Source organism: Plantactinospora sp. BC1 (assembly GCF_003030345.1).
Classification (GTDB): Bacteria; Actinomycetota; Actinomycetes; order Mycobacteriales; family Micromonosporaceae; genus Plantactinospora.
In genome coordinates this window covers 3022146-3036481 of sequence record NZ_CP028158.1, presented here as the reverse complement: position 1 = coordinate 3036481, position 14336 = coordinate 3022146, and the positions used below count along the sequence as shown (strand labels likewise).

Below are 14336 nucleotides of genomic sequence, written 5' to 3'. Positions count from 1 at the left end.
TCGGTCCGGTGCGGACACGCGGGCAGGCGCTCCTCGCCGCGATCGTCGTCTACGTCGTCGGTCTGGTCGTCTGCGGGATGCTCCTCGGCGTACGAAACCTGTACGCCGGGGAGCCTCCCCGTGTCTCCGGCGAGCGGGTGACCGGCACCGCCCAGGTCGGCGCGTGCGACCGGGTCGGTCCGGTCAGCACCGCTGGACTCGGCTACTGGTGGAACTGCGAGGTCACCGTCACCCTGCCGGACGGGCGTACCGTGTCGTCGGTCGTCGGCCCGTCGATCGTCACCCCCGAGGACCGGGACCGGCCCCCCACCCTGGTCGGTTACTGCTCCCGGACGGAGCCGGACGACTGCTCGTTCACCCAGCAGGGCCGTAACCTGCTCCTCGGCCTTCTCGCCTGGGCCGCCACACTGCTGTCGCTGGCGGTGCTGGCGATCACCGCGTTTGTCGGCGGCACCGCCCTGTTGATCGGTCTGCTCGGCCCGACCCGTGCCGTGCGCTGGTTCGGCAGGCGGTCACCCAGCGTGGAGCGGACTCCGCAGTCGCAGACTCCGCAGTCGCCGCCGCCTGAACCGTCACCCGCCGACTCGCCGTACGAGCCGTTGGCCAGGATGGCCCCGGGAACCGGTTCGCTGCTGATCCGTTTCCGGTACCCGGATCCGCTCGCACCGGTCTACGAACAGAGCCGACCGAGGCTGTCGGTCGACGGCACCGACCTCGACGTCCTCAACTGGTCCACCCACCGCTTTCCGGTCGCGCCGGGACAGCACCGGGTGGCGGTGTCCGCTCTGCTCCCGGACGGCGCCGTGATCGGCGGGGTCACCGCGACGGTGACCGTACTCGACGGCATCGAGACGGTCGTGGAGTACGAAGCCCCGGCCGACGCCACCGCCTCCGGCGTGCTACGGACCGAGGCAGCGGATGCCGCCGGCACCGACGCGGCGGAGGACTCGTTCCCGAGGTCCGGCTGGCGGTTTCTGCTCGCGGTGGTCGCACTCAATGTCGGGCTGTGCTGGCTGCTCTCGACGTTCCTCTGACGCCCGGCAGCGCCAGCGCAAGCGTGCGGTCCCGGACGGCGTCGAGCCGGTGCTTCCCGAGCGGCCCGACCTATCGGCTGCTCCGGTGCCGGCGGACGGCGTCCCGGTTGGCGCAGCGGGGCGAGCAGTAGCGCTGCCGGCCACCCCGGGAGGTGTCGACGTAGATGGTCCGGCAGTCGTCGGCGGCGCAGCGGCCGAGCCGGGACATGCCGCGCCCGGCGAGGTGCAGGGCGGTACCGACGCTGACCAGGGCCCGCAGCACCGTGCCGAGCGGTACGCCGTCGTCGCGGTAGTGCAGGTGCCATCCGGTGCCGCCGTGGTCCGTGAGTCGGGGGTACGCCGAAGCGGCCGCCAGCAGCCGGTTGACCAGGGCGGCCCGCTGCGTCGGATCGGTGGCGTCGACGATCTCGGTCCACTGGTCGACCAGTTCCAGCGCCACGGACAGGTCCGCTTCCCCGACCGGCATGTCGAGCACCAGCCCGGCGGCGGCGCACCGGCGTACCAGGTCGGGCAGGGAGTGGGGGCGCTGGTTGGCCAGGTCGGCGGCGAGTCGTACCGCGTCCTGTCCGTAAGGGTTGAGATGCACAACGCCATTACAGCAGGCTCGGACCATGAGCGACGAGAACGGGCACCACTGGCAGACCCGGTCACGTCACCGGACCAGTGACGGGATCGTGAGCTACCAGTCGTGCCACTGCGGGATGTGGCGCCTGCTGCCCGGGACGGCACGACCGTCGGCGCTGGCGACCCGGGCAGCCGGCCGTACCTTCGTGGTGGGCCGAAGGAGCGGGGTGGTCCTCCGACCCGCGACCGGACCGGACGAACCACCCCGCGTTCTCCGCGCTGTGCTCAACTTCCGTTCGAGGCTCCCGCGACGACGACGATGAGGACGAACCAGAGCACGGTGAGTGCGGTGAAGACGATGCCGAGCCAGAAGCCCGCCTTCGCGAGTCCGCTGCCCTGCTCGCCGGTCTGCTGGATCTGCCGCTTCGCGACGACGCCGAAGACGATGCCCAGTGGTGCGAAGATGAAGGCGAAGACCAGGGAGAGGATCGCCATCACATTGGTGCCGCGAACCGCCCCGCCGGCCTGCTCGGCCGCCCCGCCCGTGGTTTGCGCTGCCATCTCTCCTCCTCGATGTGGATGTCCACACCGGACTTACCCAGGACGGTGCGATCGATAACGCCCGGCGGTGGGCGGATGCCGGTCTTCTACCCCAGGGGTCCGACCTCCGCCTCGATCGCCGCCCGCAGTTCGGGGCCGGCGACCACCGCACGGGCCGCCTCCATCGCCGGGGCGAGGAAGATGTCCGGTCCCGGCTCGCCGACGGCGTCCCGCAACGCCGCCAGCGCGGCCCGGCCGGCCGGGGACGGGGTGAGCGGGGCCCGCAACTGCAATCCGCGTACCCCGGCGATCAGCTCCACCGCGAGCAGGCTGGTCAGGTTCTCCAGCACCGTACGCAGCTTCTTGGCCGCCGCCCAGCCCATCGAGACGTGGTCCTCCTGCATGCCGCTGGTCGGCAGCGAGTCGACCGAGGCGGGCGCGGCGAGCCGCCGGTTCTCCGCGACGATGCCGGCGGCGGTGTACTGGGCGATCATCAGCCCGGAGTTGACCCCGGCGTCGGGGGAGAGGAACGCCGGCAGTTCCCGGGACCGGGTGACGTCGAGCAGCCGGTCGACCCGGCGTTCGGCGATCGCACCGACCTCGGCGGCGGCGATGGCCAGGAAGTCGGCGGCGAAGCCGAGCGGGGCGCCGTGGAAGTTGCCGGTCGACTCGACCCGGCCGTCCGGCAGTACCACCGGGTTGTCCACCACCGAGCGCAGTTCCCGGCCGGCGACCTGGTCGACGAAGGCGAGGGTGTCCCGGGCCGCCCCGGCGACCTGCGGGGCACAGCGCATCGAGTACGCGTCCTGCACGGCGTGCGACAGGTCGTCCCGGTGCGAGTCCATGATGGACGATCCCTGGAGCAGCCGGTGGATGTTGGCCGCCGAGAGCGCCTGCCCCGGATGCGGGCGGATCGCGTGCAGCTCCGGCAGGAACGGGCGCTCCGAGCCGAGCATCGCCTCGATGGCGAGTGCCGCCGTCACGTCCGCCATGGTGAAGAGGTGACCGGCGTCGGCGACCGCCAGCAGCAGCATCCCGAGCATTCCGTCGGTGCCGTTGACCAGCGCCAACCCCTCCTTGGCGGCGAGCGTCACCGGGCGCAGCCCGGCGGCACGCAGCGCCGCCGCCGCGTCCTGCCGGCTGCCGTCCGGGCCGACCACCCAGCCCTCGCCGAGCAGCACCAGCGCGCAGTGCGCCAGCGGGGCGAGGTCGCCGGAGGCGCCGAGCGAGCCGTGTTCCGGCACCCACGGGGTGATGTCGGCGTTGAGCAGGTCCGCGAGCGCCTGCGCCAGCTCGGGGCGTACCCCGGAGTGGCCGAGCGCGAGCGAGCGGATCCGGAGCAGCATCATCGCCCGGACCACCTCGCGGGGCATCGGGGCGCCCACCCCGGCGGCGTGCGAGCGGATCAGCGCGTGCTGCAACTCGGCCCGCCGATCCGGCGTGACGAAGGTGTTGGCGAGCGCCCCGAACCCGGTCGAGACGCCGTAGACCGGGCGGCCGGTCTGCTCGATCCGGTCCACGATCGCCCGGCTGGCCGCCATGGCGTCCAGTGTGGAGGGATCGAGGACGACCGTGGCGGTCCCGCGGGCCACCGCCAGCACGTCGGCCGGGGATATCCCGGTGGGCTGGACGGTGACGACGGGTCGGGTCACTGTTGACATTGCGGTACTCCGTTGTGCAGGACCTGGCTGATCAGTGGAACACCGGGCCGGTAGGCCAGGTGCAGACAGGAGGGCGCGTCGAGGATGCTCAGGTCGGCCGGTACCCCCGGCCGGAGCACCCCGGCGTCCGCGCGGCGCAGGGCCCGCGCGCCACCGGCGGTGGCCGCCCAGACCGCCTCCGCCGGGGTCATGCCCATCTCCCGGACCGCGAGCGCCACGCAGAACGGCATCGACGAGGTGTACGACGACCCCGGGTTGCAGTCCGTCGCCAGCGCCACGGTCACCCCCGCGTCGAGCAGCCGCCGCGCGTCCGGGTACGGCGACCGGGTGGAGAACTCGGCGCCGGGCAGCAGGGTCGCCACCGTCTCCGACATCGCCAGCATCTCCACGTCCACATCGGAGAGATGGGTGCAGTGGTCGACGCTGGCCGCGCCCAGCTCCACCCCGAGCTGCACCCCCGGCCCGGGACCGAGCTGGTTGGCGTGCACCCGCACACCCAGCCCGGCGGCCTGCCCGACGGTGAGGATCGCCCGCGCGTGGTCGGCGTCGAAGGCACCCCGCTCGCAGAAGACGTCGATCCACTTCGCGTACGGCAGCGCGGCCCGGAGCATCGGCCCACAGACCAGTCCGACGTAGTCGTCCGGGCGGTCGGCGTACTCCGGCGGCACCACGTGCGCACCGAGGAATGTCGTCTCGGCGGTGAACTCGGCGGCGATCCGCAGCGAGCGGGCCTCGTCGGCGACGGTGAGGCCGTACCCGCTCTTGATCTCGATCGTGGTGGTGCCCTGCCGGACCGCCTCGGCGCGCAGCCGCCCGACGGTCTCCCGGAGCCGGTCGTCGTCGGCGGCGCGGGTGGCGGCGACGGTGGTCCGGATCCCGCCCCCGGTGTACGGCTCGCCGGCCATCCGGGCGGCGAACTCGGTGGCCCGGTCCCCGGCGAAGACCAGGTGGGCGTGGCTGTCCACGAATCCCGGCAGCACCGCGCGGCCGTCGGCGTCGATCCGCCGGTCGGCGGCCGGGGCGTAGCGGGCCGGGCCGATCCAGGCCACCTCGCCCTCCTCGACCAGCAGCGCCGCCTTGCGGCGGATGCCGAGCGGCCCACCCTCGCCGATCCCGGTGTTGGTGACCAGTTCCCCGATGTTGTCGATCAGCAGGTTCACGGCGTCACCGCCGCGATCGCCGCCGACAGTTCGGCCGGCACGTCGAGCCGGACGTGCCGGCCCTCCCGCACCACCGGCCGGCCGTCGGTCAGCACGTCGGTCACGTCGGCCGTGCCGGCCGCGAAGAAGACCCCGACCGGCGGCACCCCGGCGGTCCGGGCACTGTCCAGCCGGACGGTGACCAGGTCGGCCCGGTCGCCGGTCGCCAGGGTGCCGGCGTCCGGCCAGCCCAGCGCGGCGTGCCCGGTCTCGGTCGCGGCGCGCAGCAGCTCGGCCGGGGTGAAGTGGCCCCGGGTCAGGGTGGCCAGCCGCAGGTTCAGCTCCACCGCCCGGGCCTCCTCGAAGAGATCCAGCACGGCGTGGCTGTCGCTGCCGAGGCTGATCGCGACGCCCTCGTCGGCCAGCCTCCGGAACGGTCCCACCCCGTCGGCCAGCTCCCGCTCGGTGGTCGGGCAGGCGCAGACCCCGGTACCGCTGGACCCGAGCACCCCGACGTCCGGTTCGGACAGGTGGGTGGCGTGCACCGCCGTGGTGGCCGGGCCGAGCACGCCGGCCTCGGCCAGCAGCGCGGTCGGGCTCTTCCCGTGGTACGCCAGGCACGCCTCGTTCTCGGCCGGCTGCTCCGAGAGGTGCAGGTGCAGCGGGGCGGCCCGGTCCCGGGCCCAGCCGGCCACCTCGGCGAGCTGGTCGGCCGGGACCGCCCGGACCGAGTGGATCGCCGCACCGAGCCGGGCGTGCCCGCCGGCCGGGGTGAACTCGGCGACCCGCCCGGCCCAGCGCGCCGCGTCGCCGTCGCCGAACCGCCGTTGCGGCCCGGCCAGCGGCTGACCGTCCACAGTGGCGGTCAGATAGCAGGTGTCCAGCAGGGTGAGCCGGACCCCCGCCTGGGCGGCGGCCTCGACCAGCGCCGCGCCCAGCACGTTCGGGTCGGCGTACGGGACGCCGCCCGGGGCGTGGTGCAGGTAGTGGAACTCGCCGACGCAGGTGATCCCGGCGAGCGCCATCTCGGCGTACGTGGCCCGGGCCAGTGCGAGGTAGCGCTCCGGGTCGAGCCGGTCGGCGACCGCGTACATGGTGTCCCGCCAGGTCCAGAAGTCGCCCCGGCCGCCGTGGCCGCGCCCGCGCAGCGCCCGGTGGAAGGCGTGCGAGTGCGCGTTGGCCAGCCCCGGCAGGGTCAGCCCGGGCAGCCGGCGGGCGTCCGGCGGCGGCACCGGCACCCCGGGCGTGACCGCGCCGAACCGGCCGTCGAGCACCTCGATCAGCACGTCGGCGTCGGGCTCGGGGCGGTCCGGCAACCAGGCGTACTCGGCGTGGTAGCGCGCCGGATCGGTGCCGGTCATCCGGCGGCCAGCTGGGCGAGCAGGTCGGCCAGCCGGCGTACGCCCTCGGCGCAGTCGTCGTCCTCGGCCGCCTCGGCGGGGGAGTGCGACACCCCGGTCGGGTTCCGCACGAAGAGCATCGCGGTCGGCACGTGCTCGGCCAGGATTCCGGCGTCGTGCCCGGCGGCGGTCGGCAGCACCGGTACGCCCTCGGCGAGCCGGAACGCCTTGACCAGTCCGCCGTCGAACTCGACCGGCGGGCTGAGCGACTCCCGGGTGACCGTCAGGCTCGTACCGTCCCGGCTGGCCCGGTCGGCGGCCTTGGCGCGTACCCCCTCGACCAGTGCCTCCAGGGTGCCGGCGTCGGCGGCCCGGGCGTCCAGCCAGCCGCGGACCCGGGCCGGGATCGCGTTGGTGGCGTTCGGCTCCACCTCGACCCGGCCGATCGTGGCGTGCGCGCCGCGCAGCCGGGCCTCCTTGTTGGCGGCCAGCACCGCGAAGGCGTAGGTGAGCATCGGGTCGCGCCGGTCCGCCATCCGGGTGGTGCCGGCGTGGTTGGCCTCGCCGTCGAAGTCGAGCCGCCAGCGGCCGTGCGGCCAGATCCCGCTGGCCACCCCGACCGGCGCGCCGAGGTCGACCAGCGCCCGGCCCTGCTCGACGTGCAGCTCGACGAAGGCGCCGATCCGGCCCAGCAGCTCCGGCCGGGCCCCCGCCGGCCGGCCGCCCATCGCCTCGGCCAGGCTGACCCCGGCGGAGTCGGTCAGCGCCGCCGCCCGCGCCGGGTCGAGCGCCCCGGTGAGCAGCCGGGAGCCGAGACAGGGTACGCCGAACCGCGACCCCTCCTCCTCGGCGAACGCCACCACCCCGACCGGCCGGCGGAACTCCCGGCCCTCGTGTCGGAGTGCCCGGACCGCCAGCAGGGCGCTGACGATGCCGAGCGGGCCGTCGTAGCCACCGCCGTACGGGACGGAGTCGAAGTGGCTGCCGAGCAGGACGGCGTCGCCCCGCTCGGGCGGCGGCCCGTACCAGGCGATCAGGTTGCCGTTGCCGTCCGGCTCGACCGCGTGCGCCCCGTCGGCCTCGGCGACGCCGCGGAACCACCGCTCCAGCTCGCGTACCGGCTCGGTGAAGCCGTACCGGAGGTAGCCGCCGGTGCCCGGGTCGCGGCCGATCGGGGCGATCTCCGCCCAGAGCCGGGGAAACCAGGTGTGCACGGGGAACGGGTTCGACGTCAACGCCGCCTACCCTTCGGCCATCGGGATGCGCAGATCGCCCCGGGCGGCGGCCGCAGCCGCCTCCGGATAGCCGGCGTCGACGTGCCGGAGTACGCCCATCGCCGGGTCGTTGCGCAACACCCGCTCGATCTTCTGCCCGGCCAGCGGGCTGCCGTCGGCGACGCAGACCTGCCCGGCGTGGATGGATCGGCCGATGCCGACCCCGCCGCCGTGGTGGATGCTCACCCAGGAGGCCCCGCTGGCGGTGTTGACCAGCGCGTTCAGCAGCGGCCAGTCGGCGATCGCGTCGGAGCCGTCGGCCATCGCCTCGGTCTCCCGGTAGGGGGAGGCGACCGAGCCGGCGTCCAGGTGGTCCCGGCCGATCACCACCGGGGCGGTCAGCTCGCCGCTGGCGACCATCTCGTTGAACCGGACCCCGGCCCGGTCCCGCTCGCCGTGGCCGAGCCAGCAGATCCGGGCCGGCAGGCCCTGGAAGGCGACCCGCTCGCCGGCCAGCCGGATCCACCGGGCCAGCGACTCGTTCTCGGGGAAGAGGTCGAGCACCGCCCGGTCGGTGGCGGCGATGTCGGCCGGGTCGCCGCTGAGCGCCGCCCAGCGGAACGGCCCCCTGCCCTCGCTGAAGAGCGGCCGGATGTACGCCGGCACGAAGCCGGGGAACGCGAACGCCCGGTCGTACCCGCCGAGCTGTGCCTCGCCCCGGATCGAGTTGCCGTAGTCGAAGACCTCGGCACCGCCGTCGAGGAAGCCGACCATCGCGGCGACGTGTTTGACCATGGCGGCCCGGGCCCGCTCGGTGTACTCGGCCGGCTTCGTCCGGGCCAGTTCGGCGGCGTCGGCCAGCTCCACCCCGTCCGGGACGTACGAGAGCGGGTCGTGCGCGCTGGTCTGGTCGGTGACGACGTCGATCTCGACGCCCCGGCGGAGCAGCTCGGGGAAGACGGTCGCGGCGTTGCCGACCACCCCGACCGAGAGCGCCCGCCGCTCCCGCTTGGCGGCGAGCACCTGGTCGACCGCCTCGTCGAGCGAGCCGGCCACCGTGTCGAGATAGCGGGTGGCGACCCGGCGGGCCAGCCGCTCCGGGTCGACGTCGACGACCAGGCAGGCACCGCCGTTCATGGTGACCGCGAGCGGCTGCGCGCCGCCCATCCCGCCACAGCCGGCGGTCAGGGTCAGGGTGCCGGCCAGCGAGCCCCCGAACCGCTTGGTCGCCACGGCGGCGAAGGTCTCGTAGGTGCCCTGGAGGATGCCCTGGGTGCCGATGTAGATCCAGGAGCCGGCGGTCATCTGGCCGTACATGGTCAGGCCGAGCTCTTCGAGGCGGCGGAACTCGGGCCAGTTCGCCCAGTCGCCGACCAGGTTCGAGTTGGCGATCAGCACCCGGGGCGCCCACTCGTGGGTCCGGAGCACCCCGACCGGCCGGCCCGACTGCACCAGCATGGTCTCGTCGTCGGCGAGCGAGCCGAGCGTCCGGACCAGCGCGTGGTACGACGGCCAGTCCCGGGCCGCCCGGCCGGTCCCGCCGTAGACGACCAGGTCGTCGGGGCGTTCGGCCACCTCCGGGTCGAGGTTGTTCATCAGCATCCGCAGCGCCGCCTCCTGCGGCCACCCGACGGCGGTCCGGGTGGTGCCGCGGGCGGCGCGGATCGGCTCGGGCATGGCAACTCCTCCTGCGGTGGGAACGGTTCGATGCTGCTCTGCGGTGCGGGGCGGTGGGGTCGGATCGGTGAACTGTCGGTGGCTATCCGACGAACAACTGGCGGCGGGCGGCGGACTGCTCGAACTCCTCCAGCCGGCGCTGCGCGTCGGCGGGTGCGGCGTCGCAGATCGCCTGGAGCAACACCATCGACAGCGCCATCGGGGCGGTGTGCAGGTCGAAGACGAGCTGGGCGCCGACCGCGGCCGGCAGCACGATGTCGGCGTACTCGGCGGCCGGGCTGACCGCCGAGTCGGTGATCACCACCACCGACATCCCGGCCGCGCGGGCCTCCCGGAGCGCCTCCAGCGACTCCCGGGGGTAGCGGGGCAGCACGATGCCGAGCAGTGCCCCCGCCCCGGCCGCCCGCGCCTGCTCCAGCCGGTCGGTGAGCAGCGTCCCGCCGGAGTCGAGGACCCGTACGTCCGGATGCACCTTCGCCGCGAAGTACGCGAAGTAGCCGGCGAGCGGGGCGGCGGCGCGCAGCCCGAGTACGACCAGCGGGCGGCTGCCGGCCAGCAGCGTACCGGCGGCGGTCACCGCGTCCCGGTCGGCGAGCTGTTCGGCGAGCCGGTCCAGGTTGTCGGCCTCGGCGCGGATCGCCCGCTGCGCCTCGTTGCCGGCCGGGACTCCGGGATCGAGCCGGCCGGTGCCGACGGCGGCGATCTCCCGGAGCCGGCGGCGCAGCGCCGGATAGCCGTCGTAGCCCAGCGCCATGGCGAACCGGGTCACCGAGGGCTGGCTGACCTTGGCCAGCTCGGCGACCTCGGCTGCGGAGAGATAGGCGGCGGAGGCGGCGTGCTGGACCAGGCTGTGCGCGATCCGGCGCTGCGTCGGGGTGAGCCGGATGCCCTGGAAGAGGTCGAGCACGCGGTCCGTCGGCGACGCCCCGATGACAGCACTGTCATTCACAGGAAGACTCTATGCATAAAACAATTCAGAGGGCAATGGGAGACCCCGAAGTGGGGAAACCCGCCGGGTGGACGGTACGAATTTCCGGCGTGCGATCGCCCGCACCCGCCTCGCGCCCGTTGCGGCGTTCCCCAAGCGGCTCATGCGGGTGGCCAGGCACGACGCCCGGGTGATCAGCGTCTCGGCCAGGTGGCTGCTCACCTCCCGCGAGCACCACAACTACACCTACGACCTGACCAAGCTCAGCCGGGAACACCTCGCCTGGTTCGTCAGCGTGACCTGTGACGTGCCGGTCAAGCAGGTGCGGACGTACCTCACCGAGATCGAACAGGACGAGCCGCTGCGGCAGCACATCCAGCGGGCCACCGCCGCCGCGGACCGGCGCGGCCTGGCCGACCGGCGCGTCCGGTACGCCCGCCGGATCGGCTGGTACGCGATCGTCCGGGCCACCCGACCGAGGCACATCGTCGAGACCGGGGTCGACAAGGGGCTCGGCACCTGCGTGCTCGCCTCGGCCCTGCTGCGCAACGCCGCCGACGGCGAGCCCGGCCGGGTCACCTCGCTGGACATCAACCCGGAGGCCGGTTACCTGGCCAGGGCCGAGCCGTGGGCCAGCGTGGTCGACCTGGTGATCGGCGACTCGCTCGCCTCGATCAGGGCCCTGGACCGCCCGGTCGACCTCTTCCTGCACGACAGCAACCACAGCACCGGGCACGAACGCCGGGAGTTCCAGGCCGTCTCCGCGAAGCTGGCCCCCGGGGCCCGGCTGCTCACCGACAACGTCACGGTCACCAACGTGCTCGCCGAACACGCCGAGAAGACCGGCCGCCGGTTCCTCGCCTACCGGGAGACCCCGGCCCAGCACTGGTACCCGGGCGACGGGATCGGCATCGCCTGGTAGCCGGCGGGCTCGCACTCCGGGCGCGACGGCCCGAGACACCGGCCGCCGGGAGCGCTGTGGCAGGGTGAACGCCATGCGGCTGGTCTCCGTGCACACGTACCCGGTCAAGGGCTGTTACCGGCGCGACCACGACGCGGCCCGGGTCGAGCCGTGGGGCCTGGCCGGCGACCGACGCTGGATGATCGTGGGCGACGACGGCACCGCGGTCACCCAGCGCCAGGTGACCGGGCTGGTCGCCATCCGCCCGGAACTCCGCCCCGGCGGCCTGCTGCTGCGCGCCGCCGGCCGGCCCGCCCTGGAGGTCGCCGAGCCGACCGACGGCGAGCCGATCGCCGTACGCGTCTTCTCGAACATGCCGGTCGTGCCGGCCCGGCGGGCGGAGTCGGCGGCCGACGACTGGCTCTCCCGGCTGCTCGACCGCAAGGTCCGGCTGGTCTGGCTCGGCGATCCGACGGTACGCCCGATCCCGGACGCCGACCTGGTCGATCCGGCCGACCGGGTCAGCTTCGCCGACGGCTACCCGCTGCTGCTGGCCAACCGCGCCTCGCTGGACGCACTCAACGAGTCCCTGCTCGAATCCGGCAACGCCGAGGCGCCGCTGCCGATGAACCGGTTCCGCCCCAACGTGGTGGTCGGCGGCACCGACCCGTGGGCCGAGGACGGCTGGACCGGCCGCCGGCTGCGGATCGGCCCGGTGACGTTCCTGGTGGCCAAGCCCTGCGGCCGCTGCCTGGTCACCACCACCGACCAGGAGACCGGGGTACGCGGCCGGGAACCGTTGCGCACCCTGGCGAAGTACCGCCGGATCAACCGGCAGTTGGTCTTCGGCCAGAACCTGGTCCCGGTCTCGGCACCCGGCCCGGACGGGTTGGTCGGCACGCTGACCGTCGGCGACCCGGTGGAACTGGCGAGCTGACTCCGGTAGCCATCGGCATCGGTCGAACGCCCTGGTCCGGGCCTTGCGAAAGGCGCGGCGGCTAGGGCAACATGCCCCGGATGATCGAGCCGGAGCTTCCCGACAATCCGAACGGTACGGACCGGACCGCCACCGGCCCCGCCGGAATCGCCGGAGCCGCCGTGCCGCCCGGCGGCGATCCCGCTCCGCCCGCTCGGCCGGTCCGGCGGAGGATGTCCCGGCGCTGGCTGGCCGGCTGGTCCGCCGCGCTGCTCGCCGCCGTCCTCGGGCTGGTGCTCGTCTGGCAGTTCTCCGACTCGGCCGCCTGTGCCGCCGCGCTGGCCGCGCCGCCGCTGGACCGTGCGGCGCCGCCGTCCGGCGCGACGGTCTACAAGGGAAAGGCGTCGCACTACGACGGGGGCAGCTCGGGCGGCAACTGCTCGCTGCCCGGCCCGCCGGCCAACCGGCTCTACGCGGCGCTCGGCTCCAGCCAGTACGCCGGCTCGGCCGCCTGCGGCAGCTTCCTCGACGTCACCGGCCCGAAGGGCACCGTCCGGGTGATGGTGCTGGACCGCTGCGCGGGCTGCACCAACAACAAGATCGACCTGTCCAGGCAGGCGTTCGCGAAGATCGCCGACCTCTCCGCAGGCATCGTCCCGGTGCGTTACCGGGCGGTGGTCGACCCGCCGCTGCCCGGCCCGCTCACCTTCCGGCTCAAGAGCGGCGTGTCGCGATACTGGTTCGCCGTGCAGGTGGGCAACCACGGGAACCCGGTGAAGTCGGTCGCGGTGCAGCGCGCCGGGTCGAGTTGGCGGGCGGCGAAGCGCGGCTCCGACAACTACTGGGTGATCGACGGCGGAATGGGCCCGGGGCCGTACTCGATCCGGGTGGTCGACGTCTACGGCCACGAGGCGGTCGGCACCGGAATCCGGCTGGCACCCCGACAGGTGCAGCGCAGCACGGTACGGATGTACCCGGCCACCCCGGCCGCTGCCGGCTCGGCGAGCCCGTCGGCCCCGCCCGCCCCCGCCAGCCCCGCCCCGACCGCGTCGCCGACGCCCGCCCCGGGTACGCCGACCGGTGCCGACCCGGCCGGACAGGCGGTGGCCGGCGCTGCCGGCGGTCCGGCACCGGTCGCCTGCGGCTGACCCGACACCTCAGCCCCACCGTGCGGTCGGCCAGGAGAACCGCCCCCGGCCTCTCCCCGTCGCCGACGGGAAGGCGCCGGACGGTCAGTCCAGCGGCAGCCACATCTGGATCTCGTCGCGGTCGTCGCCCGGCCCGACCCGGAGCGCCCCGGGCAGCCGGCCGACCTCCCGGTAGCCGAGCCGCCGGTAGAACTCCTCCACGCCCCGGCCGTCCCGGACGGTCAGGTGCAGCGCCTCCCAGCCCGCGTTCCGGGCCACCTGCTCGGCCTCGCGCAGCAGGGCCTGGCCGTAGCCGTACCCCTGGTGGTCGGGGTGCACCATCACCCGCTTCAGCACGCACCAGTGCGCCTTGAGGTGGAACCGGTTGTCGGTGAGGAAGAGCAGCGCGACCAACTCGTCGCCCCGGTAGCCGACGAGCAGCTGGTCCGGCCCCTCGGCCGCCGCCCCGAGGGTGGCCAGCGCGAACGGCCGGACGTCGTCCTCGGAGACCGGGCCGACGAAGCCGACCGCCCCGCCGGCGTTGGTCACCGCCGTCCAGAGTCGGACTATCTCGTCGCGCAGGTCGGGGGTCGGCGGCGGATCGAGTACGAAACGGATGCCCACCCGGGTCATCCTCGCCGGCCCGTCGGGAGGCCCCGCCGGCCCGCGCGCCGGGCGTGACGGTGCTAACAAGTGCGGGAGAGGGGAGTCGAACCCCTACGCCCGAAGGCACAGGAACCTAAATCCTGCGTGGCTGCCATTACACCACTCCCGCTCGCGCTCAAAGTCTAGACCGCTGGCGGGCTCAGTCCAGGCCGAGGTCCCGGCGGAGTTTGGCGACGTGCCCGGTGGCCTTGACGTTGTAGAGCGCCCGCTCGATCCGGCCCTCCTCGTCGATGACGAAGGTCGACCGGATCACGCCGGTGATCGTCCGCCCGTACGACTGCTTCTCGCCGTACGCCCCGTACGCGACGAGCACCTCCCTGTCCCGGTCGGAGACCAGCGGGAAGGTGATGGCGTCCCGCTCCCGGAACTTCGCCAGCTCGGCGGGGGTGTCCGGTGAGATGCCCACCACCTCGTAGCCGGCGGCCTGGAGGGAGGCGAGCGAGTCCCGGAAGTCGCAGGCCTGCGTGGTGCAGCCCGGGGTCATCGCCCTCGGGTAGGCGTAGAGCACCACCTTGCGGCCACGCAGTTCCTTGAGCGAGAGCGTCTCTCCGGTGTCGGTGGGCAGCGCGAAGTCGGGCGCGGCGTCCCCGGGGGCGAGGCGGATCGGCGAGGTCATGGCCACGACTCTA

At 74.0% G+C, this 14336-nt stretch carries 14 protein-coding genes and 1 tRNA gene; 4 read left to right on the top strand and 11 right to left on the bottom strand.

Features of this window, described 5'->3' with window-relative positions; all coding sequences use genetic code 11:
* Positions 1 to 8 precede the first annotated feature (8 nt).
* A complete protein-coding gene (locus C6361_RS13035) occupies positions 9 to 1034 on the top strand; it encodes a DUF6346 domain-containing protein (RefSeq protein WP_107267907.1) in 1026 nt (341 codons plus the stop codon).
* A gap of 70 nt (positions 1035 to 1104) precedes the next feature.
* Here C6361_RS13035 and C6361_RS13030 read toward each other — a convergent pair whose 3' ends face one another.
* The 8 genes from C6361_RS13030 to C6361_RS12990 all read right to left on the bottom strand — a co-directional run bounded on the left by C6361_RS13030 (position 1105) and on the right by C6361_RS12990 (position 10118).
* Positions 1105 to 1620 (bottom strand): CGNR zinc finger domain-containing protein, encoded by a 516-nt coding sequence (locus C6361_RS13030; protein ID WP_107267906.1) that lies wholly within the window; start codon positions 1618 to 1620, stop codon positions 1105 to 1107.
* Positions 1621 to 1883: 263 nt separating this feature from the next.
* Positions 1884 to 2159: a DUF4190 domain-containing protein gene (locus C6361_RS13020; protein WP_107267904.1), complete on the bottom strand. Its 276-nt coding sequence runs from the start codon at positions 2157 to 2159 to the stop codon at positions 1884 to 1886.
* 86 nt (positions 2160 to 2245) lie between these two features.
* A complete protein-coding gene (hutH, locus tag C6361_RS13015; protein ID WP_107267903.1) occupies positions 2246 to 3799 on the bottom strand; it encodes a histidine ammonia-lyase in 1554 nt (517 codons plus the stop codon).
* Positions 3787 to 4959: an imidazolonepropionase gene (gene hutI, locus C6361_RS13010; protein ID WP_107267902.1), complete on the bottom strand. Its 1173-nt coding sequence runs from the start codon at positions 4957 to 4959 to the stop codon at positions 3787 to 3789. The genes hutH and hutI overlap by 13 nt, the downstream gene beginning before the upstream one ends.
* A complete protein-coding gene (locus tag C6361_RS13005; RefSeq protein ID WP_107267901.1) occupies positions 4956 to 6299 on the bottom strand; it encodes a formimidoylglutamate deiminase in 1344 nt (447 codons plus the stop codon). Before C6361_RS13005 ends, hutI begins: the two co-directional genes overlap by 4 nt.
* Positions 6296 to 7513 carry an allantoate amidohydrolase gene (locus C6361_RS13000; RefSeq protein ID WP_234359468.1) on the bottom strand — a complete coding sequence of 406 codons (1218 nt, stop codon included), beginning with the start codon at positions 7511 to 7513 and terminating at the stop codon, positions 6296 to 6298. Before C6361_RS13000 ends, C6361_RS13005 begins: the two co-directional genes overlap by 4 nt.
* A gap of 6 nt (positions 7514 to 7519) precedes the next feature.
* Positions 7520 to 9169 (bottom strand): urocanate hydratase, encoded by a 1650-nt coding sequence (gene hutU / locus C6361_RS12995; protein WP_107267899.1) that lies wholly within the window; start codon positions 9167 to 9169, stop codon positions 7520 to 7522.
* Between the two features lie 82 nt (positions 9170 to 9251).
* A complete protein-coding gene (locus C6361_RS12990; protein ID WP_107258204.1) occupies positions 9252 to 10118 on the bottom strand; it encodes a MurR/RpiR family transcriptional regulator in 867 nt (288 codons plus the stop codon).
* A gap of 142 nt (positions 10119 to 10260) precedes the next feature.
* On the opposite strand from C6361_RS12990, the gene C6361_RS12985 reads away from it, so the two are divergent.
* The 3 genes from C6361_RS12985 (at position 10261) to C6361_RS12975 (ending at position 13062) form a co-directional block, all read left to right on the top strand.
* Entirely contained in the window at positions 10261 to 11019 is a 759-nt protein-coding gene (locus C6361_RS12985) for a class I SAM-dependent methyltransferase (RefSeq protein WP_234359600.1), read from the top strand.
* Positions 11020 to 11092: 73 nt separating this feature from the next.
* Positions 11093 to 11935: an MOSC domain-containing protein gene (locus C6361_RS12980; RefSeq protein WP_107270924.1), complete on the top strand. Its 843-nt coding sequence runs from the start codon at positions 11093 to 11095 to the stop codon at positions 11933 to 11935.
* 80 nt (positions 11936 to 12015) lie between these two features.
* Positions 12016 to 13062, top strand: a complete 1047-nt coding sequence (locus tag C6361_RS12975; RefSeq protein ID WP_107270923.1) for an expansin EXLX1 family cellulose-binding protein — start codon at positions 12016 to 12018, stop codon at positions 13060 to 13062.
* 84 nt (positions 13063 to 13146) lie between these two features.
* On the opposite strand, the gene C6361_RS12970 is transcribed toward C6361_RS12975, so the two are convergent.
* The 3 genes from C6361_RS12970 to bcp all read right to left on the bottom strand — a co-directional run bounded on the left by C6361_RS12970 (position 13147) and on the right by bcp (position 14323).
* Positions 13147 to 13665, bottom strand: a complete 519-nt coding sequence (locus C6361_RS12970; RefSeq protein WP_107263892.1) for a GNAT family N-acetyltransferase — start codon at positions 13663 to 13665, stop codon at positions 13147 to 13149.
* A gap of 70 nt (positions 13666 to 13735) precedes the next feature.
* A tRNA-Leu gene (locus tag C6361_RS12965) sits at positions 13736 to 13816 on the bottom strand.
* 30 nt (positions 13817 to 13846) lie between these two features.
* Complete coding sequence (gene bcp / locus C6361_RS12960; RefSeq protein WP_107258207.1) at positions 13847 to 14323, bottom strand: thioredoxin-dependent thiol peroxidase; 477 nt, start codon at positions 14321 to 14323, stop codon at positions 13847 to 13849.
* Between the last annotated feature and the right edge of the window lie 13 nt (positions 14324 to 14336).